At 70.8% G+C, this 21,000-nt stretch carries 18 protein-coding genes; 11 read left to right on the forward strand and 7 right to left on the reverse strand.

The window, feature by feature from the left end; all coding sequences use genetic code 11:
• The first annotated feature begins 15 nt into the window (after positions 1-15).
• From VFX14_03645 to VFX14_03655, 3 genes are read left to right on the forward strand one after another with little or no spacing between them, the layout of a single operon-like run.
• Entirely contained in the window at positions 16-1,356 is a 1,341-nt protein-coding gene (locus tag VFX14_03645) for an extracellular solute-binding protein (protein ID HEU5188762.1), read from the forward strand.
• The gene (locus VFX14_03650; GenBank protein HEU5188763.1) at positions 1,353-2,903 is read left to right on the forward strand and encodes an ABC transporter substrate-binding protein; all 1,551 of its coding nucleotides are present in this window, start codon (positions 1,353-1,355) and stop codon (positions 2,901-2,903) included. Before VFX14_03645 ends, VFX14_03650 begins: the two co-directional genes overlap by 4 nt.
• Before the next feature lie 2 nt (positions 2,904-2,905).
• Positions 2,906-3,304, forward strand: a complete 399-nt coding sequence (locus VFX14_03655) for a cupin domain-containing protein (protein HEU5188764.1) — start codon at positions 2,906-2,908, stop codon at positions 3,302-3,304.
• Here VFX14_03655 and VFX14_03660 read toward each other — a convergent pair.
• Positions 3,301-3,837, reverse strand: a complete 537-nt coding sequence (locus VFX14_03660) for a cytochrome c (GenBank protein HEU5188765.1) — start codon at positions 3,835-3,837, stop codon at positions 3,301-3,303. The two genes, VFX14_03655 and VFX14_03660, sit on opposite strands and share 4 nt — an antisense overlap.
• 268 nt (positions 3,838-4,105) lie before the next feature.
• Between VFX14_03660 and VFX14_03665 the strand changes: the two genes are divergently transcribed.
• Entirely contained in the window at positions 4,106-4,396 is a 291-nt protein-coding gene (locus VFX14_03665; GenBank protein HEU5188766.1) for a hypothetical protein, read from the forward strand.
• A 7-nt stretch (positions 4,397-4,403) separates the two neighbouring features.
• Here VFX14_03665 and VFX14_03670 read toward each other — a convergent pair whose 3' ends face one another.
• Positions 4,404-5,372: a hypothetical protein gene (locus VFX14_03670; protein HEU5188767.1), complete on the reverse strand. Its 969-nt coding sequence runs from the start codon at positions 5,370-5,372 to the stop codon at positions 4,404-4,406.
• Positions 5,373-5,533: 161 nt separating this feature from the next.
• On the opposite strand from VFX14_03670, the gene VFX14_03675 reads away from it, so the two are divergent.
• Together VFX14_03675 and VFX14_03680 are read left to right on the forward strand one after the other, a co-directional pair.
• Entirely contained in the window at positions 5,534-6,904 is a 1,371-nt protein-coding gene (locus tag VFX14_03675; GenBank protein ID HEU5188768.1) for a DegQ family serine endoprotease, read from the forward strand.
• Positions 6,905-7,140: 236 nt separating this feature from the next.
• The gene (locus tag VFX14_03680) at positions 7,141-9,033 is read left to right on the forward strand and encodes an adenylate/guanylate cyclase domain-containing protein (GenBank protein ID HEU5188769.1); all 1,893 of its coding nucleotides are present in this window, start codon (positions 7,141-7,143) and stop codon (positions 9,031-9,033) included.
• Between the two features lie 166 nt (positions 9,034-9,199).
• On the opposite strand, the gene VFX14_03685 is transcribed toward VFX14_03680, so the two are convergent.
• Positions 9,200-9,493, reverse strand: a complete 294-nt coding sequence (locus VFX14_03685; GenBank protein HEU5188770.1) for a hypothetical protein — start codon at positions 9,491-9,493, stop codon at positions 9,200-9,202.
• A gap of 141 nt (positions 9,494-9,634) precedes the next feature.
• Here VFX14_03685 and VFX14_03690 point away from each other — a divergent pair, with 141 nt between their 5' ends.
• Positions 9,635-11,890 carry an ATP-binding protein gene (locus tag VFX14_03690; protein HEU5188771.1) on the forward strand — a complete coding sequence of 752 codons (2,256 nt, stop codon included), beginning with the start codon at positions 9,635-9,637 and terminating at the stop codon, positions 11,888-11,890.
• Positions 11,891-11,898: 8 nt separating this feature from the next.
• Positions 11,899-12,951, forward strand: a complete 1,053-nt coding sequence (locus VFX14_03695) for a ketopantoate reductase C-terminal domain-containing protein (protein ID HEU5188772.1) — start codon at positions 11,899-11,901, stop codon at positions 12,949-12,951.
• 7 nt (positions 12,952-12,958) lie between these two features.
• On the opposite strand, the gene VFX14_03700 is transcribed toward VFX14_03695, so the two are convergent.
• The 4 genes from VFX14_03700 to VFX14_03715 form a co-directional block, all read right to left on the reverse strand.
• Complete coding sequence (locus VFX14_03700; GenBank protein HEU5188773.1) at positions 12,959-13,291, reverse strand: FxLYD domain-containing protein; 333 nt, start codon at positions 13,289-13,291, stop codon at positions 12,959-12,961.
• 50 nt (positions 13,292-13,341) lie between these two features.
• Positions 13,342-13,620: a hypothetical protein gene (locus tag VFX14_03705; protein ID HEU5188774.1), complete on the reverse strand. Its 279-nt coding sequence runs from the start codon at positions 13,618-13,620 to the stop codon at positions 13,342-13,344.
• Positions 13,621-13,725: 105 nt separating this feature from the next.
• A complete protein-coding gene (locus tag VFX14_03710) occupies positions 13,726-13,998 on the reverse strand; it encodes a DUF4242 domain-containing protein (GenBank protein ID HEU5188775.1) in 273 nt (90 codons plus the stop codon).
• A 79-nt stretch (positions 13,999-14,077) separates the two neighbouring features.
• Positions 14,078-16,696, reverse strand: a complete 2,619-nt coding sequence (locus VFX14_03715) for an AAA family ATPase (protein HEU5188776.1) — start codon at positions 16,694-16,696, stop codon at positions 14,078-14,080.
• A 69-nt stretch (positions 16,697-16,765) separates the two neighbouring features.
• Between VFX14_03715 and VFX14_03720 the strand changes: the two genes are divergently transcribed.
• The 3 genes from VFX14_03720 to VFX14_03730 all read left to right on the forward strand — a co-directional run.
• Positions 16,766-18,379 (forward strand): ABC transporter substrate-binding protein, encoded by a 1,614-nt coding sequence (locus tag VFX14_03720; protein ID HEU5188777.1) that lies wholly within the window; start codon positions 16,766-16,768, stop codon positions 18,377-18,379.
• Positions 18,380-18,389: 10 nt separating this feature from the next.
• Positions 18,390-19,256, forward strand: a complete 867-nt coding sequence (locus VFX14_03725; protein ID HEU5188778.1) for an NAD(P)-dependent oxidoreductase — start codon at positions 18,390-18,392, stop codon at positions 19,254-19,256.
• 86 nt (positions 19,257-19,342) lie between these two features.
• On the forward strand, positions 19,343-21,000 hold a 1,658-nt coding region (locus tag VFX14_03730; protein HEU5188779.1), incomplete at its 3' end, for an efflux RND transporter permease subunit.

Consider the following 21,000-nt stretch of genomic DNA (forward strand, 5'->3'; position numbering starts at 1 on the left):
ACCCAGGGAGGAGCCATGTCCCCACGTGATTCCGAGCGTCCCGACCCCGGCCGGCGAGCTTTTCTCGCGGGCGCCGCCGCGGCATCCGCCGCCGTCGGCCTGGAAGGCGTGCTCGCCGCGCGCCGTCCACCCGCCTTCGCCCAGGGCACCAAGCTGCACCTCCTCCGCTGGGTCGATTTCATCCCGGCGTGCGACGTCGTCCTGAAGCAGGAAATCCTTCCCGCGGCGTCCAAGGCGCTGGGCGCCGAGGTCCAGCTGGAGACCATCAACGGCAATGACCTCCAGCCGCGTATCACCGCCGCGATCCAATCGGGCGGCGGACCGGACATCATCCAGATGCTCCACAACTGGCCGCATCTCTACCAGGCCGCGCTCGCCGACGTCACCGATCTCGGCGAGTGGCAGGGCAAGGATCAGGGCGGGTACTACGCCCAGGCGGAAGCCGCCGCCAAGGACGGCAAGCGCTGGCTCGCCCTGCCCCACGGCATCGTGGGCCTGCAGATCGCCTACCGGAAGTCGTGGCTCGCCGAGGTCGGCGCCACCGCCTTCCCCAAGACCCTGGAGGACCTCCGCCAGGTCGGCATGAAGCTCAAGAAGAAGGGACACCCCTACGGGCAGACTCTGGGACACACCTTCGGCGACGCGCCCGCATGGAGCTATCCGCTCATCTGGGCCTACGGCGCCGCCGAGGTCGATCAGACCGGCAGGAAGGTGGTGCTGGACAGCAAAGGCGCGGTCGAGGCCGTCAAGTTCATGCAGGCCTTCTGGAAGGACGCCTGCGACGAGGGCGGGCTGGCCTGGGACGACACCACCAACAACCGCGCCTTCCTCGCCGGCGAGATCTCCGCGACGCTGAACGGCGCCAGTATCTACATCGCGGCCAAGCGCGGTCAGGACAAGATCAAGGACGAGAAGGGCGAGCCGATGGTCCGCGACATCGAGCACGCGCCCCTGCCCGCGGGCCCGTCCGGCGTCTGGGGCTACCACGTGGCCTTCTCCCACGCCGTCATGAAGTACGGCAAGAATCAGAAGCTCGCCAAGGACTTCCTCAAGTGGCTGCACGGCAAGGAACAGTTCGGGAAATGGTTCGAGGTCGCGGAGGGCTTCTCGGTCGGGTCCACCAAGTACTGGGAGCAGCATCCGCTGTGGACCAAGGTCGACGAGCCCATGAAGATCTACCGGCAGGCGGCGGGGGCCTCGCGCATGATCGGCTACGCCGGCCCGCCCTCCGCGAAGGCCACCGAGGTCTATTCCAAGTACATCATCACCGACATGTTCGCGAAGGCGGTGCAGGGCACCTCGGCCGAGGACAGCGTGAAGTGGGCCGCGGGCGAGCTGCGGAAGATCTACGGATGACGCGCGCCCGGATCCGCCGCGTCGCCGTCGGTCTTGCCGCCGTCGCGCTGGCCGCAGGGCTCGCCCCGCGGCCAGCGCCGGCCCAGCCCGTGCAGATCACCATCGTCCAGCCCGCCGAGGCGACGACCATGGATCCCGGGCGCAGCACCCAGGTCCTCACCGTGAACTACTTCTACAACCTCTACGACTCGCTCACCCGCTGGGATTCCGCCCTTGCGCTGCAGTCCGGGCTGGCGACGTCGTGGCGCGCGCTCAACGACACCACGTGGGACTTCACCCTTCGGCCCGGCGTGAAGTTCCACGACGGCGCCCCCCTCACCGCCGATGACGTGAAGGCCACCCTCGAGCGCAACCTGATTCCCGGGCGCACCGGGGTCACCGCGGGCTTCGCCACCATCGAGTCCGTGCAGGTCCCCACGCCCGGCGTCGTGCGCATCATCACCAAGAAGCCCGATCCCCTGCTCCCCGTCCGCATGGCGCAGATGGGCTCGCAGATCATCCCCGCGCGCTTCACCACCGAGGACGGCGCGAAGGAGCTCGCGCGCCGGCCCGTGGGCACCGGCGCCTATCGCTTCGTCGAGTGGGTGAAGGACGAGCGGCTCGTCATGGAAGCCAACCGAGACTGGTGGGGCTGGGAAGGGCGCAAGCCGAGCGTGGACCGCGTGGTCTGGAAGCCGATTCCCGAGGACTTTCCGCGCCTGGTCGCGCTGGACAAGGGCGAGGCGGACATCGTGACGAATGTGCCGCCGGACCGCATCAAATCGATCGCCGAGGGTCGAACAACCCGAGTAGTCAGCGTGCCGTCCTCCCGCACCGCGGCCTGCGCCATCAATGCCAGCGGGGGGCCTCTCGCCGACAAGCGCGTGCGCCAGGCGCTGCACTACGCCCTGGACATGAACGCGATCATCAAGGGGATCTACGCGGGCTACGGCAAGCCCTACTCGGGCGGCGTGGCCGACACCGATTTCGGCTTCAACCCCACGCTCAAGCCCTACCCCTACGATCTCGCGCGTGCGAAGGCGCTGCTCAGCGAGGCCGGCTACGGAAGCGGCATCGACGTCACGCTACACGCCGGCATGGGCACCATGGTCAACGATAAGCAGCTCATCGAGGTGATCGCGGACATGTGGGCCAAGGCCGGCATCCGCGCCAAGATCGCCATGATGGAGATGGGCGCGCGCCAGAAGATGGTCAACGATCGGGCCCTGCCCGTCGGCGGGCTGCTCCTCATCAACCCGCAGTCCACCCTGCTGGACGCCGACGGCAGCGTGTGGCGGCTTCTCCATCCCACCGGGCTCAACGGCAAGTACTGGGCGGGCAGCCAGCCCGGGCATCGCTTTCACGATCTGATGGAGCAGGCCCGCTACTCCCTGGACCCCGCGAAGCGCAAGCCGCTCTACATGGAGGCCACCCAGATCCTGCACGACGAGAAGCCCTGGCTCGATCTCTTCCAGGAAGTGATCGTCTACGGCACAAGCCAGCGGGTGAGCTTCAAGCCGCGGGCCGACTACCGGCTCATCGCGGCCGAGATGCAGGTCTCGCGCTAGCCATGGCCGTCCGCGTGCCTCTCATGGAGACGGGCCGCCTGCGGGCCCGGGTCGACGAGCTGCGCGCCCGCAAAGGGCCGCCGCCCTGGTCGGACGCCCTCGTGCTCACGGACGACATCCAGGCGTTCATCATTTGCCATCCGCCGGGGCAGCCCAACGACACCCACTATCACCTGCACGACGAGTGGTGGGTGGTGCTGGCCGGCGAGATCGACTGGTACATCGAGGACGAGCCCAAGCCCGTTCGCGGCCGGGCGGGCGATTTCGTGTTCGGTCCGAAGAACCGCTGGCATCACCTCGAGCCCGTGGGCACCGAGCCGACCATTCGCATCGCCATCAACGCGCGGGGCGAGTTCCACCGCTACGATCGCCCCGGCTGCAGGCCCCTGCCCGCGTCCTAGGGCGTGATCACCGTCATGTAGGGGGCGGCGGGCGTCTCGCCGGCGCGGACGTCGCGCGGGACTTCGAAGCGCACCGGGGGCACGCTCTTGAGATAGACCGCGATGGCCCGCGCGTCGGCTTCGGTGAGCACGGCGTACGAGGGCCATGGCATCACCGGGATCAACACGCGGCCGTTGCGGCTCTGACCCTGGCGTACCGCCCGTGCGATCTCGTCCTCGCTCCAGCGGCCCAATCCCGTCTCGGCGTCCGGCGTGAGGTTCTTTGGATACACGATGCCGCCGCCGGGCAGCGCGAAGCCGATGGCCGAGCCGGCGAGTCGCCGGTCGAAGTCCGGCTGCCCCGCGAGCGCGCCCGGGGTGTGGCAGCCGGCGCAATCCATGATCGTGGTGAGGTATTGTCCGCGCGCGATCTCGGCGGAGGCGCCGTGCGCGGCGGCGCCGGCATCGAGGGACTGCGTCGCGAGCATGCCCGTCCCGACCAAGAGGCCGAGCGCCAGCGCCAGCACTACCGTCTTCCAGCCCCTGATCCTCACGTGGATGCTCCTTTCCCCTCGTTTGTTGTTTTTGGTCGTGACCAGAGCAAGCTCAGTGCCAGCCCGCACGGGTACGAAAATCGGTGACTTGCGCACGCGTCGTGCGACGCGCCCGAGGGCGAAGCGCCCGATGCGCGAGGTGCCTGCGGCATCCCGCCCGCGCTGCGGGCGCCGGCCTTGCCCGCCACGACAGGCGCGGCTATGCTCGCCGGGACGCCGCGATGTCGTCGCGGTTTGGCCTGGCCCCAACCGATCCGAGGAGGCCCCTATGACTGGAGGTACGCGCGGTCGTACCCTCGCTGCCCTCGCCGGCGCAACGCTCGCCACGCTCGCGCTGGGCGGGTGCACCGCCTTCTACTGGTCCAAGCCTGGCACCACGCAGGAGCAGTTCGCGATGGACAATCAGGACTGCGCGAAGCAGGCGGCCCCCTCGCCCGCGGCTGTCGGTCAAGGGGCGATGATTCAGGACGTGTATCGAGGCTGCCTGGTCCAGCGCGGCTACGTCCGCTCGAAGCAGTACAAGCCGGTCGGCCCGGAGTTCTATCGCGGGATCGAGTAGTCGCGCGTCAGGCCCGCGCGCGGATCGCCTTGAGCACCAGGCGCGCGGGCGCGCCCGGGAAGGGCCAGCCGGGGATCCAGGCCGAGAAGCGGCCGGCGGGACCGCCCGCTACCACGATGTGGATGTTCGCCGCCTCTCGGAACTTGGGGACGGCGGCGCCGTTGACGCGCGCCCGCGTCTCCTCCCAGAGGAAGGCCCGCGCCTGGGCCTTGGTCCAGCCGTCACCCCCGATCGTCCGTGCGTGCTCGGGTGAGATCACGAGGAGCGTGTCGGTGAGGCCGGCGTGCCCGTCGCTGGCGATCACCGCACCGCTGCGTGCGATGGTCCCGAGTACCTCGCGCGCGGTGCGGTGCTGGGTGTCGGCGACCACCTGGAGCGCCTCCGCCGCCATCGCCCCCACCGTGCTCTGCGTGGGCGCGAAGCCGTGCTCCACGTGCAGCGGCTCCCACGGGCTCGCTTCCTCGTTCTCGCCGATACAGTAGGAGTAGCGGCCCGGCTGGGAGAACGTGGACATGCTGATCACTCCCGGCGCGGCGCCGCCGATGTTCAGCCAGCAGAGCCGCACCGCGCGCCCGATGGTCGCGTTCGCCCGCCAGCCCGGGCCGAAGGCGCCCGCCCCCGAGTTCACGCCGAGCGTCTGCCGCACCGGCCCGTTGAGGATGAGGAGCGGCGCGACGGCATCGGTGGTGCCGGACACTCCCACGAGCGAGAAGTCGGGGTCGCAGATCGCCTCGACGCTCGCGATCACCGCGGGCAGGTACTCTGGCCGGCAGCCCGCCATGACCGCGTTGACCGCGATGCGCTCCACGGTGGCCCGCCCGAGGCGCGGCGCGACCAGGCCGATCAGGGTGTCCCCGGGCTGTCCACTGGCCTCCACCGCGGCCCGCACCCGCTCCGCCGTCGGCGGCACTACGGGCAAGCCATCGGTGACGCCCCGGGCGTACAGGGCCTCGAAGGGATCGACCGCGTCGCTCACCGCCACACCATCCCCGCCCTCCTCGGGCCCGTCAAGCCCCCGGGAACGCGGCTGCAAAGGTAAGTGAATTCTCACCGGGGGCTCATCCGTCTCTTAGGTGCGCTCGCTAGAGTGCGTGTGTCGTCAGGACCGATCGTCGAACCGCGCACCAGGAGGACTTCATGAACCGCCATCTTCGCCACTCCCGCTGGGCATGGCCCGCCGCCGGCCTCGCCGGCCTGGCCCTTGCCCTTGTCATGCTCGTCGCCCCGCCGGGCTGGGGCCGCTCACCCTCTCCCGTCTGGAACGAGCAGGCCGTAACGGTCGCCCCGCTCGCCACGCCGGCGCCCAACTGGGTCGAGCTGGCCAAGGCCGTCAAGCCCGCCGTCGTCAACGTCACCAGCCGCCAGGACGGCGGCCGGGCCGCCGGGTCGGGCTTCGTGATCAATGCGGACGGGTACATCGTGACCAACAACCATGTCGTCGAGAACGCGAACACGGTCGTGGTCAAGCTCTCCGACGGCCGCGAGCTGAACGCCACCATCGTGGGGCGCGACCCCAAGACCGATCTCGCGCTCCTCAAGGTCGACGCCAAGAACCTGCCCGTGATCGGGCTTGGCGATTCGGCCGCGCTCCAGGTCGGCGAGCCGGTGATGGCCATCGGCAACCCGTTCGGCCTCGAGCAGACCGTCACGACCGGCATCGTCAGCGCCACCGGGCGCGTGATCGGCGCGGGACCGTATGACAACTTCGTGCAGACCGACACGTCCATCAACCCCGGCAATAGCGGCGGGCCCCTCATCAATGCCCGCGGCCAGGTCATCGGCATCAACTCGATCATCTTCAGCCGTACCGGCGGCTCTGTCGGTATCGGCTTCGCCATTCCCGTGAACCTCGCCAAGAGCGTGTTCACTCAGCTCGCGGAGAAGGGGCACGTGGAGCGGGGCTGGCTCGGCGTCACGATCCAGGAGCTCACGCCGGCGCTCGTGAAGAGCCTCAACCTGCCCGACACGCACGGCGCCCTGGTTGCCGAGGTCACGCCCGATTCTCCCGCCGCGGCGGCGGGGATCAAGCAGGGTGACGTGATCGTCGGGGTCGGCGGGCAGCCCGTGGCCCGCTCGTCGGACCTCCCCGCGGTCATCGCCAACGTCGAGCCCGGGCGCTCCGTCGCGCTGTCGGTGGTCCGCGACGGCAAGCCCCTGACGCTCAACCCCACCATCGCGCGCCTCGAGGACAAGGACGCGACGCAAACGGCGCGGGCCGACAAGCATGGCCCGCTGGGCCTGGTGGTGGGTCCGCTCACCCCGGACCTCGCGGAGGAGCTCTCGCTCCCCAAGAATCTGCACGGCGTGGTGGTGCGGGAAGTCCGTGACGGGAGCCCGGCCGCCGAGGCGGGCATTCAGGCGGCGGACGTGATCGTGCAGGTCGATCGCAAGCCCGTGGCCAGCGTGGCCGAGCTGCGCCAGGCGCTGGACAAGCACGCCAAGGGCACCCCGCTGCTGTTCCTCATTCGTCGTGACAATGCCGAGCACTACGTGACGGTCGCTGCGTAGCGACTCGTTCGCGAGCCCGATGGCGGCGGGCGCACCCCGCGCGCCATCGGGCTCGCGTGATCATCCGGATCTGCATCGCCGCCGTATAGCCACCTGGAAGGGTCGGCCCGCTCATCGAGCCGGGCGCCCTGACCGCGGCTCGGGCACGCTGTCCGAGCTTCGCGCCGCGACCACATCGAAACCTCAGGGAAACGCAGGGCTCCTCCGCTGGCATCGATAGTGCAGCGGTCGACCGCGTGTCTCCCGTCCGACTCTGCGCCCGTGTGCTGTTGCTCCTGCGTCGGCGACCGCGCTTCTCCGTCGCGCTGGTGGCCCTCGTGGTCGCGCTCACTGCGTTCACCGGCGCCGCCATCGGGCTCCTCGCGTGGCGCGGGCAGCGCGCCCAGTCCCACGCCCTCGCCGACGCGGCGATGACCCAGGCAGCCCGTCTCGTCGCCACCCACACCGCGCGCTTCCTGCAGTCCGCCGAGTCATCCGCGCGGCTTGGCCCCACCCTCGTGGCGGAGCGCCGGCTTGATCCCGACGACTTCCATGCCGTCGAGGCCTTCGTGCTGGGCGTGCTGCGCGCGCATCCCGAGCTGACCTGGGTGAGCTATGGCGACCGCGACGATCGCTTCGTCGGGGCGCGGCGCGCCGCCGGCGGCGATCTCTACATCAACAAAAGTTTCCCCGTGGGCGAGAGGATCCGCTTGGAGGAAGACCAGCTCCTCGCCAACGGCCTCCGCGTCCCCTTCCGGCGGGCGGAGGATCACGGGTACCGGCCCAGCCGGCGGCCCTTCTTCCGTATGGCCGCGGCCAACCGCGACCTCACGTGGACCGAGCCCTACGAGTTCTACTCGAGTGAAGGGCCCGGGCTCACCTGCGCGATGCCGCTCCTGGACGCAGCGGGCGCGGTGCAGGGCGTGTTCACCGTCGACTTTTCGCTGGCCCGACTCGCCGAGTTCCTCGACGAGGTCGAGGTATCGCCCCGCGGCCGCGTCTTGATCGCCGCGCGTGATGGGCGGCCGCTCGTCGAGCAGCGGCGGCGCGGCACGCAGGGGGCGCCCGCCATTCCCGCCGCCGCCCTGGCCGAGGTGCCCCTCGAGCGTGGCACGCGGTCGAGTGTCGAGTTCCAGCACAACGGCGAGCGCTACCTGGCCCGCGCGGTACCTCTCCCCGCCGGCGGTCTGGGCTGGCGTGCGGAGGTCGTGGTGCCCGCGCGTGACTACACCGAGCGGGTGGACGTGCAGGGCCGGCGTGCCGCCGTGCTGGGCGCCCTCGCGGTCCTCGTCGCGCTCGGCTGCGGCATCGCGACGGCGAGGTGGATGGCGCGCCCGCTCCAGGACCTCGCCCACCTCGCGCTGCGCATCCGGCAGGGGAATCTGGACGCGGTAGTACGCCCGCGCAGCCGCGACGAGATCGGCGTGCTCACGCGCTCGATGGGCGAGATGGTGCGGGCGCTCCGCGACCGCGAGTTCGTGCGCCAGACGCTCGGACGCTATGTGAGCCCCGAGCTGGCGGAGCGCGTGCTCCGTGACCCGGACGCGGTGCGGCTCGGGGGCGAGCTGCGCGAGGTCACCATCCTGATGTCCGATCTTCGGGGCTTCTCCGAGCTGTCCGAGCGGCTGGGCCCCGAGGCGATGATCGACATCCTCAACCGCTATCTCGCCACGATGACGCAGGTCATCCAGGCCCACGGGGGGATGATCAACGAGTTCATCGGCGATGCGATCCTCGTGCTCTTCGGCGCGCCCTTCCAGCACCCGGACGACTGCGAGCGCGCGGTGCGCTGCGCCTGGGACATGCAGTGCGCGATGGCGGCCCTGAACGTCGAGAACCGGCGTCTGGGCCTGCCCGAGCTGGCCATGGGCATCGGCATCCACGTGGGGCCCGTGGTCGCGGGCAACATCGGCAGCCGCGACCGGGTGAAATACGGCGTGGTGGGCTCGCCCGTCAACCTTGCCGCCCGGATCCAGGCGCTCGCCTTCGGCGGCGAGGTGCTCCTCTCCGCCTCCGTGGTGGAGCGCTCGGGCCACGTGCGTGTGGGGGCTCCGCGCCGCGTCCGCGCCAAGGGCTTCCAGAGCCTCGTCACCGTGCATCCTTTGGAGGGGCTGGACGGCGGGGGCCAGGCGACCCCCATCGCGAGCTAGGCGCGCGCTACCGCTCGCCGTCAGCCGCACATCGGTGACGACGCCGGCGGGATTCACCGAGACGACCACGGCCTTCTGGAAAACCTTGAGCGAGAAGGCCGAGCCGCGCACCTGCGTAGCTTCAACCGAGGCCGGTGTCGTCCTTGCCCGCGACCCTGGGATAGATCTACATGCCCGTGGGTGGGCCGAGCAGCGCGACCACCTCGTCCCGCGTGGTCACGCTCGGCTTGAACGAGCTCACGAACTGATAGCTGACGAGCACCTGGTCGAGGAACGCGAAGTCGATGCTGCGCGCCGGCGTCACGCCGCTGGCCAGGGGGTCGCTGCCCGCCGTCGCGCCGGCGTAGGACGCCATCCCGAGGGTCTTCTCGTTCTTGATCACGGTGATATCACGGCCGGCACATCCCGCCGTCAGGACGAGGAGCGCGAGGCCGAGGTACCACGGGACCGGTCGTCGCATGGAGGCGTCCTCCGCGAGCGGTTGTCTCGCCGCACCCATCGAGGGCTGTGGCGGCGCGGCCCGCATGCCATAATGCGGCCGATGAACCGAAGGATTTCCCCCATCGGCGCCGCCTGACGGTCCGCGGACCGCGACGCGATCGTGCCTTCCGTTCCGCTTCGACGCCGGCTCTTCCTCCTCGTCGCCGTGGCCCTCGTGCCGCTCGCCCTCGTCTCCGGCATTGGGCTCCATCTCCTCGCCTCGCAGCAGCGCATGCAGGTCGAGCGCGTGAGCCTGGAGCTCACGCGGGCGGTGGCCACCGCGGTGGACGCCGAGCTGAGGAGCTCGGTCTCGGTGCTGGAGGCGTTCGCCACTACCTTGACGTTCGAGGGGAATGAGCGCGCGACCTTCCACGAGCAGGCGCGCCGCGTGCTGGGGACCCAGCCAGACTGGGCGGGCATGAGCCTCACCGATCCCGCGGGCACGCGCATCGCCGACACGCGTTACCCGCCGGGGGTCGAGCTTCCGCCGATCGCCGAGCGCGAAAGCTTCGAGCAGGTCGTGCGCGCGCGTGCGCCGGCCATCGGCAGTCTGGCGCGCAGCGCGAGCGGTCCGCTCCTCTTCGCCGTGCGGGTGCCCGTGCTCCGCGGCGACACGCTCCGGTACGTGCTCTCAGCCTCGGTGCGGCCCGAGGATATCCGTGAAGTGGTCACGCGCCAGCAGGTACCCTCCGACTGGGTGGTCTCGACCTTCGACCAGCGCGGTCAGCGCGTCGCCCGCTCGCGCGCGCACGAGGAGAGCGTCGGCGGCCCGGCCTCGCCGAGCCTGCAGGCGCTGCTCGCGCAGAACGCCAAGGAAGGCATCGGCCCCACCAACACGCTCGAGGGTGAGCGCATCTACACGCCTTACATCCGACTCGCCCCGAGCGGCTGGACGGCCGCCCTCGGTCTGCCCGCGGCGGTGGTGGAAGGCGCCGTGTACCGCTCGCTCGCCTTCTACGGCGGCGGACTGCTGCTCTCGCTTGGCCTCGGCACCCTCGCCGCCCTCCTCGTCGCGCGCAGCATCAACCGCCCCATCGCCGACCTCCGCGGCGCCGCGCAGGCGCTGGGACGCGGCGAGGCGATGGCGCCACCCGCCACCGCCATCCAGGAGATCCGCGACGTGGCCGAGGCGCTGGTCACCGCGGCCGCGGAGCGCCGCCACGCGGAGGTCCAGGAGCGGCAGGCGCGCGAGACGGCGGAGGCGGCCGACCGGGCCAAGGAGCAGTTCCTTGCGGTGCTGTCGCACGAGCTGCGCACCCCACTCAACGCGGTCTATGGCTGGGCGCGCATGCTCCAGGCGGGCCAGGTCCGCGGCGACGACGCCACCCGCGCCGTGGAAGCGATCGTCCGGAACGCCGACATGCAGGTGCAGCTCATCGACGATCTCCTCGACGTCTCCCGCATCGTCAGCGGCAAGATGCGGCTGGACGTGCGGGCGGTGGATCTCGCCGCGGTGCTGGAGGACGCGCTCGACGCCGTCCGGCCCGCCGCCCAGGCCAAGGGGATCCGAGTGCAGAGCGTACTGGACCCGCGCGCGGGCCCGGTGATGGGCGACTCCGCCCGGCTCCAACAGGTGCTGTGGAATCTCCTCATGAACGCGGTCAAGTTCACCCCGAAGAGCGGTCGCGTGCAGGTGCATCTGCAGCGGGTGAACTCCCATGTCGAGATCATGGTGAGCGACACCGGCCAGGGCATCGCCCCCGCGGTGCTGCCGTACGTATTCGACCGCTTCCGCCAGTCGGATAGCTCGAGCACCCGGGCTCACGGGGGCCTCGGCCTGGGGCTGGCGCTGGTGAAGCACCTGGTCGAGCTCCACGGGGGGAGCGTGCTCGCCCGGAGCGCGGGCGAGGGCCTGGGCGCGACGTTCGTGGTGAGCCTCCCGCTCTCGATCGCGGAGCTCCCCGAGCATCGGGCCCCGCGCGCGCATCCGAGCGCACCGTCGGTGGAGCCGTTGCCAGGCATCGTCCGGCTGGACGGGCTCCGCGTCCTCGTGGTCGACGACGATCCCGAAGCGGTGGCCCTCGCCATCGCGATCCTGAAGGGGGCGGGGGCCGAGGTCCGCTCGACCCTCGCCGCGCCCGACGCCCTCGCCCTCCTCCGCGAGTGGCGGCCCGACGTGCTCGTGTCCGACATCGAGATGCCGAGCGAGGATGGCTACGCGCTCATCGCAAAGGTCCGCGCGCTCGACGCCGACGCGGGCGGCCGCACCCCCGCGGTGGCCCTGACCGCCTACGGACGCACGCAGGACCGCATGCGCTCGCTCGCCGCGGGCTACACCATGCACGTGCCCAAGCCGGTCGATCCGGGTGAGCTCACCACCATCATCGCCAGCGTCGCCATGCGCCCCCCCACGCACGTGTCCGGACCTGTGCCATAATCCCGGCCATGAGCAAGAAACTCCTCTTCGTCGGCGGCGGGGCCATTGGCAGCTACCTGGGCGCGTTCCTCACGCGCGCGGGTCACGACGTGACCATCGTGGATCCCTGGGCGGAGCAGGTCGAAACCATCCGCCACCGTGGGATCTCGGTGCGCGGTCCGCACGACCCGTTCGACGCCAAACCCAAGGCGTTCCACCTCCACGAGGCGCAGCGTCTGCCGCGGGACTTCGACATCGCCTTCGTCGCGATGAAGGCCTACGACACGCCGTGGGCCACCCAGCTCGCCGTGCGTCACCTCCGCCCCGAAGGCTACGTGGTGTCGTCGCAGAACTGCTGGCCGGACCCGATGGTGGCCGCGGTGGCGGGCGCCGGACGATCGGTCGGCCTCATCATGTCCAAGATCGGCGTGGCCCTCTGGAAGCCGGGGCAAGTCGAGCGCGGCATGGAGAAAGGCGAGGGCAAGGGCCACGACGTGTTCCGACCCGGCGAGCACGACGGGCGCATCACGCCGCGGGTGACCGAGTTGGCCGAGATGCTCTCGATCATCGACGGGGCCAAGGCGACCGACAATCTCTGGGGCGAGCGCTGGGCCAAGCTCTCTCAGAACGCCATGGGCAATCCTGTTCAGGCCATGACCGGCCTCGGGACCCTCGAGGTGATGTCGAGCGAGGTCGGGCGCGCGATCACCATTCACCTCGCCTCCGAGTCGGCCCGCGTCGGACTCGCCGCGGGGCTGCGCATCGCGAAGTTCGGCGGGGCGGAGGCGGCGACCTGGGCGAAGGCCGATCAGCGCGAGACCTGGGAGTCCCTCGACCGCATGCTCACGCCCGCGTCGGCGGGAGGCCGCAACTGGCGTGCTTCCATGGCCCAGGACGTGATCAAGGGACGGCCGACGGAGATCGACTACATGAACGGCCACGTGGTGGCGCAGGGGCGCGAGCGGGGTGTGCCGACGCCCGTGTCGGCGGCCATCGTGCGGGTGGTCGGCGAGATCGACGCGGGCACGCGCAAGCCCGCGGCCGCCAACATCGAGGCGACCCTGCGCCTCGCCGGCGTCTAGCCGCCGGTCAGGGCGACTCTACGGACTGGATCACGAAGGACTCGACGTAGATCTTTCGCGTGCCCGGCTGGCTGGGGGTGGGGACGCGAAAGTAGGCGCGGTCACCTGGTCGGATATTGCCGTAGGCCCACCCGCGCTCGACCGCCACCACCTTTCCCGAGTCGTCCAGCACGTCCATCCGCATGCGAAGGAGGCCCACCGTCTCGCGTCCATTGTTGTAGACCCAGCCGGCCACCGCGCCCCGCGTGGGCGCGCCTGTGTCCTCCTCGATGCGGAACTTTCCCATTTGCGACGGCGCCGGCGACTGCGCGTCCACCGAGGCGGCCGCGGCGCACAGCATCAATGCCGCGCCGGCCAGCCAGCGCCTCGGGCGGATGATCGAAGGGCGGATCACTGCCAGCGAATCAGCGCCTTGATCTTCGGATACTCGGGCGCCCTTCCCTCCACGTCCACGACGCGCAGGCTCTTGTCCGGCGCCTCGAGGAGGAGATTGTTGTTGCTGAACGCGATGAAGCGGCCCCACTCTTTCGGGACCGTGACATCATACTTGGCGATCGGCATCTGCGCCTGCGCCGAGCTCGGCTCGGGCAGCCACGGGCGAAGGGCGATGACGGTGAGGGCGAGCGCGATCACGGTGAGGGCGACCTTCACATAGCGGTCGTGGGCCACGGCGGCCTCCTGGCAGGGGTGCACGGCTCGACGCTCCCAATGCATATCACGCCCGCACGGAAGCGCCAAGCAGGAGGGCCGCCGGGGCCCGACGCGCGCCGGGCGCTACATGTGGAAGTACGGGTCGAGCACTCGCACCTCGGTGATGCGATCCACCGGCAGCTTGTTGCGCTCGGCGACCTTCCGGATGGCCTCGGGCGAGGGGCCGTCATAGACGCAGAAGGTCTTCCGCTTGTCCTGTGAGACGTAAGAGTGCACCCAGGTCACGCCCTCGGCTGCATTGTTGCCGACGACGGTGAGGCAGGCCTTGGCGCCTTCCGCATTGGCGGGCAGGGCCAGTCCATCGGGAAAGGTGCGCTCGACCATGTATCGGGGCATCGTGGCTTCCTCCTTGTGTGAGCTGCTACGTGGGTCGAGCGTAGACCCGCCCCTGCTCCATCACAATGGGGAGAACTCCCTATTTTGGGGGCGCGTCCTCCGCGCCGCCGAGCAGCCCGTGCTCGCGAGCGAGCCGCGCCGCCGCGCCCCGCGAGCCTACCTCGAGCTTGGCCAGCACCGCCGACACGTGATGATCCACGGTCTTGGGCGAGATGTGCAAGCGCTCACCGATCTCGGCATTGCGGAGGCCCCGATCGAGGGCGCGCAGGATCTCGATCTCCCGCGTGGTCAGGCCGAAGGGATGCTCGCGGTTGACCTTGCGGGGGCCGCGGGGAATCTGGTGCATCCCCTCCTCGCGAAGCAGACGGCGGAGGGCCTCGGCGGCGGGGCGCCCGCCCAGCGTGTCGAAAACGCCGAGCGCGGTCAGCTGCGCGGGCCGATCACCCCCGGCGAGGGCCTGCGCTCTCTCGTAGGGACACCCGCGCCGTTCCCATTCCGCCGCGGCGTTGCGCCAGTCGCCCGCGATCTCGCGCGCGTACACCCGCGCCGTCCATGTCGGCGGCGCCACCCGCTCCCCCGCGCGCCAGCGCCAGTACGCGAGCTCACCCGTGAACCACGGATGCCGGTGGCCGACCGCGAGCTCCCACGCCGCCTCGGCCTCGCCGCGCGCGCGCTCACGGTCGCCCGCGAGCCAGGCCGCCTCCGCGCGGGCGGCGCGCACCGGTCCCACGCGCTGGAGCGTGCCCGTCGGCAGGGCCAGCGCGAGCGCCTCGTCGAGCGCCGCGCCCGCGCCCGGATCGCCGCGCCGCGCGCGCAGGCGACCGAGGGCGATTAGGGCGGCGATGCGGCTGATGGCGGAGGCGGAGGGCCGCCGCACCACCGCGCCCCCCAGCTCGCCGGCCTGGGTCCAGCGGCCCTGCGCGAGATGCGTGAGGGCCTGCCAGGCCTGCATGTACAGCAGAGCGTGATCGAGATCACGCTCGCTCGCGTAGGCGATTCCCTCGCCGAGGTACCGGTCGGCGTCGCGGAAGTCGTGGCACTCGCCGTAGGCCGACCCCAGATTCGTGTAGGCGAGGGCGACCAGGCCGTCCAGTCCGGCTTCGCGCGCGAGGGCCAGGCTTTCCTCGAGCATCGCGCGGCCGCGCGCGTCGCCGCCCAGGAGCATGGCGGTGCCCACGGTATTCCTGGCGGCGGCGAGGGTGTCGGCGTCGCGGAACCGCTGCGCCATCGCGATGGCCTTCTCCCCCCAGGCGATCGCCTCCGCGGTGTCGCGGTCGAGCATGCGGAGATGCGCGCGCGTCCGGTAGGCGAGAGCGAGCTCGCGGCTCGCGGGCAAGAGCTCCAGGCCCTCGACGGCGCGCCCGCAGATCTCGTCCGCCTCCGCGTTCCGGCCCGCCCGCACGAGGCAGGTGGCCATCACGGCGAGGTTGCCGCCCGCCGCCTGGAGATCGCCGTCCTGCCGCCACAGCTCGCGCGCCCGACGGTGGGCGGCGATCGCGTCGTCGAGGTCGTCCACCGCCGCGCACTCCTCGGCGTAGGCCTCGAGCAGGCTCGCCTGCCCGCACGGCGCGAGGGCGTGGGCGCAGCGGAGGGCGCGCGCGTAGAGCGCCTTGGCCGCGCGGTGCGCGCCCGCCTTCGCGGCGCGCCGCGCCCCCTCGGGGGCGAGCCGGAGCACCGCCTCCTCGTCCGCGGCGGCCTCGGCGTGGTAGGAGAGGCGCGCGGGATCGAGCGCGCCCGCCGGGGACGCGTCGAGCGCACGCAGCGCGAGCCGGTGCAGCGCGAGCGCGCGCGCGGGCGGGATCTGCTCGAGGATGGCCTGGCGCGCGAGCTCGTGGCGGAACGCGAGCGCCTCGCCCCGGGCCACCAGCATGCCCACCGCCACGCATTCGTCGGCGGCGGCGGCCTCGCTCACGACCAGCTCGCCGAGGAGCCACGACTCCGCGCGGGCGCCGAGGACGGCCGCCGCCTCCAGCACCGCATAGCCGGAGCGCGACAGGCGCGCCGCGCGCGCCACCACCGCGTCGCGCACCGACGCGGGGATCCCGCTCCCGTCCGCGGCGAGCACCTCGGTGACGAAGAACGGGTTGCCGCCGGTCTGGGCGTGAAGGGCCGCCGCGTCCACGTCGCGGTCGCCGGCGAGCGTGCGCACCGCGCCCACGCTGAGCGCGGGGATGGGCAGCCGCCGCACCGCGCGCGCGCCGGCGAGATCGCCCAGAACGGTCCGAAGCGGCGTCCGTGGTCCGAGCTCGTCGTCGCGGTACGTGACGACGACTAGGGCCGGCACGCGCTCGATGCGCCGGCCCAGGAACTTCACCAGATCGAGCGTCGCCTCGTCGGCCCAGTGCGCGTCCTCGACCACCATCACGGTGGGGCGACCGCCGCGCTTGAGCTCGTCGAGCAGGCCGGCGAGCAGCGCGGGACGCGCCGTGCCGTCCTGCAGCAGCGCGCGCAGGCCCGCGCCGGCCTGCTCGGCGATGTCGTGCAGCGGCCCGAGCGGGCGCGGCCGGAACAGCGCGTCGCAGGCGCCCCACAGCACCCGCGCCCCATCGCATCGCGTGCGGGTGAAGCGCTCGACGAGAGCGCTCTTGCCGATGCCCGCCTCGCCGCTCACCAGCACCACCGCGCCGCGGCCGGCCCCCGCCTCGCGCAGAGCGTCGCCGAGGGTCTGGAGAGAGCCGTCCCGCTCGAGCAGGTCCATAGCGTTTCGATTCTACCTCCGCTACCATCGGGCCATCAGCCCGGCCACCCCGGATCCCGCGGAGGACCCATGTCGCTCGTCACGCGTCCCACCCTCGTCCTGCTCCTGCTGAGCCTGCTCGCCGCGCCCGCCGCCGCCCAGTCCCCCGCCCCGCGCGAGGGCAAGCCGGGAGGGGTCCTGCGTTTCTCGCACCGCGAAGACCTGCCGCAGGGCTTCGCCATCCACGAGACCGCCACCAACTCCGGCACGTGGCCGTCCATGCCTTGCTACTCGAACCTCGTGATCTTCGATCAGTCGAAGCAACTCGAGCGCGCCGAGAACATCGTGCCCGAGCTCGCCGAGCGCTGGTCCTGGCAGGACGGCTACCGCAATCTCGTCTTCTTCCTGAGACGGGACGTGCGCTGGCACGACGGCCAGCCCTTCACCTCCAAGGACGTGAAGTTCACGTTCGATATGGTGCGCGAGGCCCCGAACGCCGCCGCGAAGCTCCGCCTCAATCCCAGGAAGGAGTGGTACAGCAACGTCGACGCCATCGAGGCGCCCGATCCCTATACGGTGGTGTTCCGCCTGAAGCGCCCGCAGCCCTCCATCCTCACCATGCTAGCGTCCGGCTACTCCCCGGTGCTGCCCGCCCACGTCCCGCCCGCCGACCATCGCACTCGCTGCATCGGTACCGGGCCCTTCAAGTTCAAGGAGTGGAAGCGCGGCGAGTCGGTGGAGCTGGTGAGGAACCCCGACTACTTCGTGAAGGGGCGGCCTTACCTCGACGCCGTCCGCTACGTGATCATCGTGGAGCGCGGCACGCGGGTGGCCGCGCTCCAGGCCAATCAGGTGGACGTGGCGTTCCCCGGCGAGACCACGTTGAACATCTACGAGCAGCTCAAGGCGGCGGTGCCAAAGATGGTGTTCACCGAGACCGCCAGCAACGTGAACGAGAACCTCCTGATCAACACGACGCGGCCGCCCTTCGACAACGTCAAGGTGCGCCGCGCGCTCGCGCTCGCGGTGGACCGCCGCGCTTACGTGCAGGCGGTGCATCGGGGCAGCGCCATCGTGGGCGCCTCGCTGGCCCCGAAGCCGTGGGGCGTATGGGGGCTGCCCGACAAGGATCTCGCCGCCCTCGCCGGCTATGGCAAGGGCCCCGACGAGAAGGCCAAGGCCAGGCGGCTCCTCGCCGAGGCCGGCTTCGGCCCCGGCAACCCCCTCAAGGTGGAGATGGCCACGCGGGCGATCGCCATCTATCTCGACTTCGCCTCGTTCGTGCTCAACGAGCTCAAGACGGTGGGGATCGAGGCGACCCTCAAGCAGATCGAGACCGCGCAGTGGCATCCGCTCGCGACGCGGCGGGAGTTCCAGATCGCCGCGAACCTCACCGGTCTCGGCGTGGACGATCCCGACGCCAGCTTCTACGAAAACTACGCGTGCGGCTCGCCCCGCAACTACACCGGCTATTGCAACGAGGAGATCACCCGGCTCATCGATCAGCAGTCGCAGGAGATCGATCCGGCCAAGCGGCGCGCGCTGGTGTGGCAGATCCAAACGCGCCTCGAGAACGAGGCCTCGCGTCCCATCATGGGCTGGCGCACCGACCACTTCGCCCACCAGCCGCACGTCAAGGGCCTCACCATTCACAACGTCGTCTATAACTGCTGCCGCCTGCAGGACACCTGGCTGGATCGCTAGGGGACACGCCATGACCAAGCGTCGAGTGGTGGTGACGGGAGCGTCGGGCTATGTGGCGCAGCGGATGCTACCCGCGCTGGCCGAGCGGTGGGACCTGGCGCTGCTGGACGTGCGCGACACCACGAGCGACGGGCGCAAGGTCCCCGGTCTCGTGGTCGCCGACCTCACCCAGCGCGATCGCGACGCCTACCGGCGTCACTTCCGCGGGGCCGATGCGGTGATCCACTGCGGCTACGTGCGCGCGCCCGGGCTGGACGCCACCACGTGGCAGGACAACTCGGACGCCAAGTTCTGGGCCGAGCACGAGAACGTGGCGCTCGCCTACAACGTCTGCCGCACCGCGCTCGAGGAGGGTGTCCGGCGCGTCGTGGTGGCCAGCTCGAACCACGCCGCGGACTACTACGAGCGGCTGGTGTGGGCGGGCCGCCTCGACATGGTGACGCCGGAGATGCCGCCGCGCTCGGACAACTGGTACGGGTGGTCCAAGGCCGCCTACGAGCTGCTCGGCTTCGTGTTCGCCACCGGCAAGGTGGGCAAGCGCGCGCTCGAGGTCGTGCAGTGGCGCATCGGCGGGCCCCGGGACGACGACATCGATCACGTGTCGCCGGGCGACGTGCCGGTGATGCACCGTGCCCTCGGCGCCTATCTCTCCGCGCGGGACCAGGCCCAGCAGGCGATCCGCATGGTGGAGACGGAGGACATCCGCGACGAGCACGGCGTCCCCTTCCTCATCGTGTACGGGATCAGCGGCAACACGCACCGCTTCTGGAGCCTCGCCAACGCGCGTGCGAAGCTCGGGTACCGCCCCGAGGACGACAGCGGGGTCCGCTTTGCCGACAAGGTCGCCCAGCTGGTGCGGGGGCTCGTCAAGAAGTAGGGCGCCGCCCCGAATACCGGCGCCTCACGGGCGGTCAGATCGGCATGGGGGGGCGCGCTCTGGAGGCGCTATAGTCGGCGAACCGCATGAACCCGTCTCGCCTCTTCATTCTCCGCCCCGTCGCCACGTCCCTGCTCACGGTGGGGGTGCTCCTCGTGGGCATGGTGGCGTATTTCCAGCTCGCCATCTCCGCCCTGCCCCAGGTCGATTACCCCACCATCCAGATCCTGACCTTCTACCCCGGGGCCAGCCCCGACGTCATGGCCTCCTCGGTCACCACCCCTCTGGAGCGGCAGTTCGGCCAGCTCCCGGGGCTGAACCAGATGACCTCCACGAGCGCCCAGGGCGCGTCGCTGATCATCCTGCAGTTCACCCTGGACCACGCCATCGACGTCGCGGAGCAGGAGGTCCAGGCGGCCATCAACGCCGCCGCCACCTACCTGCCGCGGGATCTACCCAGCCCGCCCACCTACAGCAAGGTCAACCCCGCCGACACCCCCGTGCTCACCCTGGGGATCACCTCGGACAGCCTGCCCCTGCCCCGCGTCCAGGACCTGGCCGACACCAACCTCGCCCAGAAGATCTCCCAGCTCCCCGGCGTCGGCCTCGTGACGATCAGCGGCGGCCAGAAGCCCGCGGTGCGCGTCCAGGCCGATCCGACCGCGCTGGCCTCCTACGGGCTCAGCCTCGAGGATCTCCGCTCCGTGCTGGGCCAGGCCAACGTGGACCAGGCCAAGGGCAATCTCGAGGGCCCCCGCCAGTCCTTCACCATCGGCGCCAACGACCAGCTGTTTACTAGTGCCGATTACCGCAGCGTGGTGGTGGCCTACAAGAACGGCGCCCCCGTGCGCCTCTCCGACGTGGCCCAGGTGGTGGACGGCGTGGAGAACACCAAGCTCGCGGCGTGGATGAACGACCGCGCCGCGGTGGTGGTGAACGTGCAGCGACAGCCGGGCGCCAACATCATCGCGGTGGCCGACCGCATCAAGGCGCTGCTCCCGCAGCTCCAGGCCTCGCTCCCGTCGGCGGTGAAGGTCGCCGTGCTCACCGACCGCACCGTCACCATCCGCGCCTCGGTGAAGGACGTGCAGTTCTCGCTGCTCCTCACCGTGGCTCTCGTCGTCATGGTGATGTTCCTCTTCTTGCGCAGCCTCGCCGCCACCATCATCCCCAGCGTGGCGGTGCCCATCTCGATCGTGGGGACGTTCGGCGCCATGTACCTCCTCGGATACAGCCTCGACAACCTCTCGCTGATGGCGCTGACCATCTCCACCGGCTTCGTGGTGGACGACGCCATCGTCATGATCGAGAACATCGCGCGCTACATCGAGGAGGGCGAGACTCCGCTGGCCGCCGCCCTCAAGGGCTCCGAGCAGATCGGCTTCACCATCGTCTCCCTCACGGTGTCCCTCATCGCGGTGCTGATCCCCCTCCTTTTCATGGGCGACATCGTGGGCCGGCTCTTCCGCGAGTTCGCGGTGACCCTGAGCGTGGCCATCCTCGTCTCCGCGGTGGTGTCGCTGACCCTCACCCCCATGATGTGCGCCAAGATCCTCCGCGCCGAGCACGACGCCTCCCGCACCCGGTTCTATCGCATCACCGAGCGCGCCTTCACCTGGATGATCGACCGCTACGGCACGACCCTGCGGTGGGTGCTGCGCCACCAGCCGGGCACCCTCGGGGTGACCGTCGCCACTCTCGCCCTCACCATCGTTCTCTATATCGTGGTGCCCAAGGGCTTCTT

The organism is Candidatus Methylomirabilota bacterium (assembly GCA_035764725.1).
In the GTDB taxonomy this organism is placed as follows: domain Bacteria; phylum Methylomirabilota; class Methylomirabilia; order Rokubacteriales; family CSP1-6; genus DASRWT01.

Excerpts from the sequence above, each read along its gene's own strand:
- VFX14_03645 (HEU5188762.1), top strand. The coding sequence starts at position 16 with ATGTCCCCACGTGATTCCGAGCGTCCCGACCCCGGCCGGCGAGCTTTT.
- VFX14_03650 (HEU5188763.1), top strand. The coding sequence starts at position 1,353 with ATGACGCGCGCCCGGATCCGCCGCGTCGCCGTCGGTCTTGCCGCCGTC.
- VFX14_03655 (HEU5188764.1), top strand. The coding sequence starts at position 2,906 with ATGGCCGTCCGCGTGCCTCTCATGGAGACGGGCCGCCTGCGGGCCCGG.
- VFX14_03665 (HEU5188766.1), top strand. The coding sequence starts at position 4,106 with ATGACTGGAGGTACGCGCGGTCGTACCCTCGCTGCCCTCGCCGGCGCA.
- VFX14_03675 (HEU5188768.1), top strand. The coding sequence starts at position 5,534 with ATGAACCGCCATCTTCGCCACTCCCGCTGGGCATGGCCCGCCGCCGGC.
- VFX14_03685 (HEU5188770.1), bottom strand. The coding sequence starts at position 9,493 with ATGCGACGACCGGTCCCGTGGTACCTCGGCCTCGCGCTCCTCGTCCTG.
- VFX14_03695 (HEU5188772.1), top strand. The coding sequence starts at position 11,899 with ATGAGCAAGAAACTCCTCTTCGTCGGCGGCGGGGCCATTGGCAGCTAC.
- VFX14_03700 (HEU5188773.1), bottom strand. The coding sequence starts at position 13,291 with ATGCTGTGCGCCGCGGCCGCCTCGGTGGACGCGCAGTCGCCGGCGCCG.
- VFX14_03710 (HEU5188775.1), bottom strand. The coding sequence starts at position 13,998 with ATGCCCCGATACATGGTCGAGCGCACCTTTCCCGATGGACTGGCCCTG.
- VFX14_03715 (HEU5188776.1), bottom strand. The coding sequence starts at position 16,696 with ATGGACCTGCTCGAGCGGGACGGCTCTCTCCAGACCCTCGGCGACGCT.
- VFX14_03720 (HEU5188777.1), top strand. The coding sequence starts at position 16,766 with ATGTCGCTCGTCACGCGTCCCACCCTCGTCCTGCTCCTGCTGAGCCTG.
- VFX14_03725 (HEU5188778.1), top strand. The coding sequence starts at position 18,390 with ATGACCAAGCGTCGAGTGGTGGTGACGGGAGCGTCGGGCTATGTGGCG.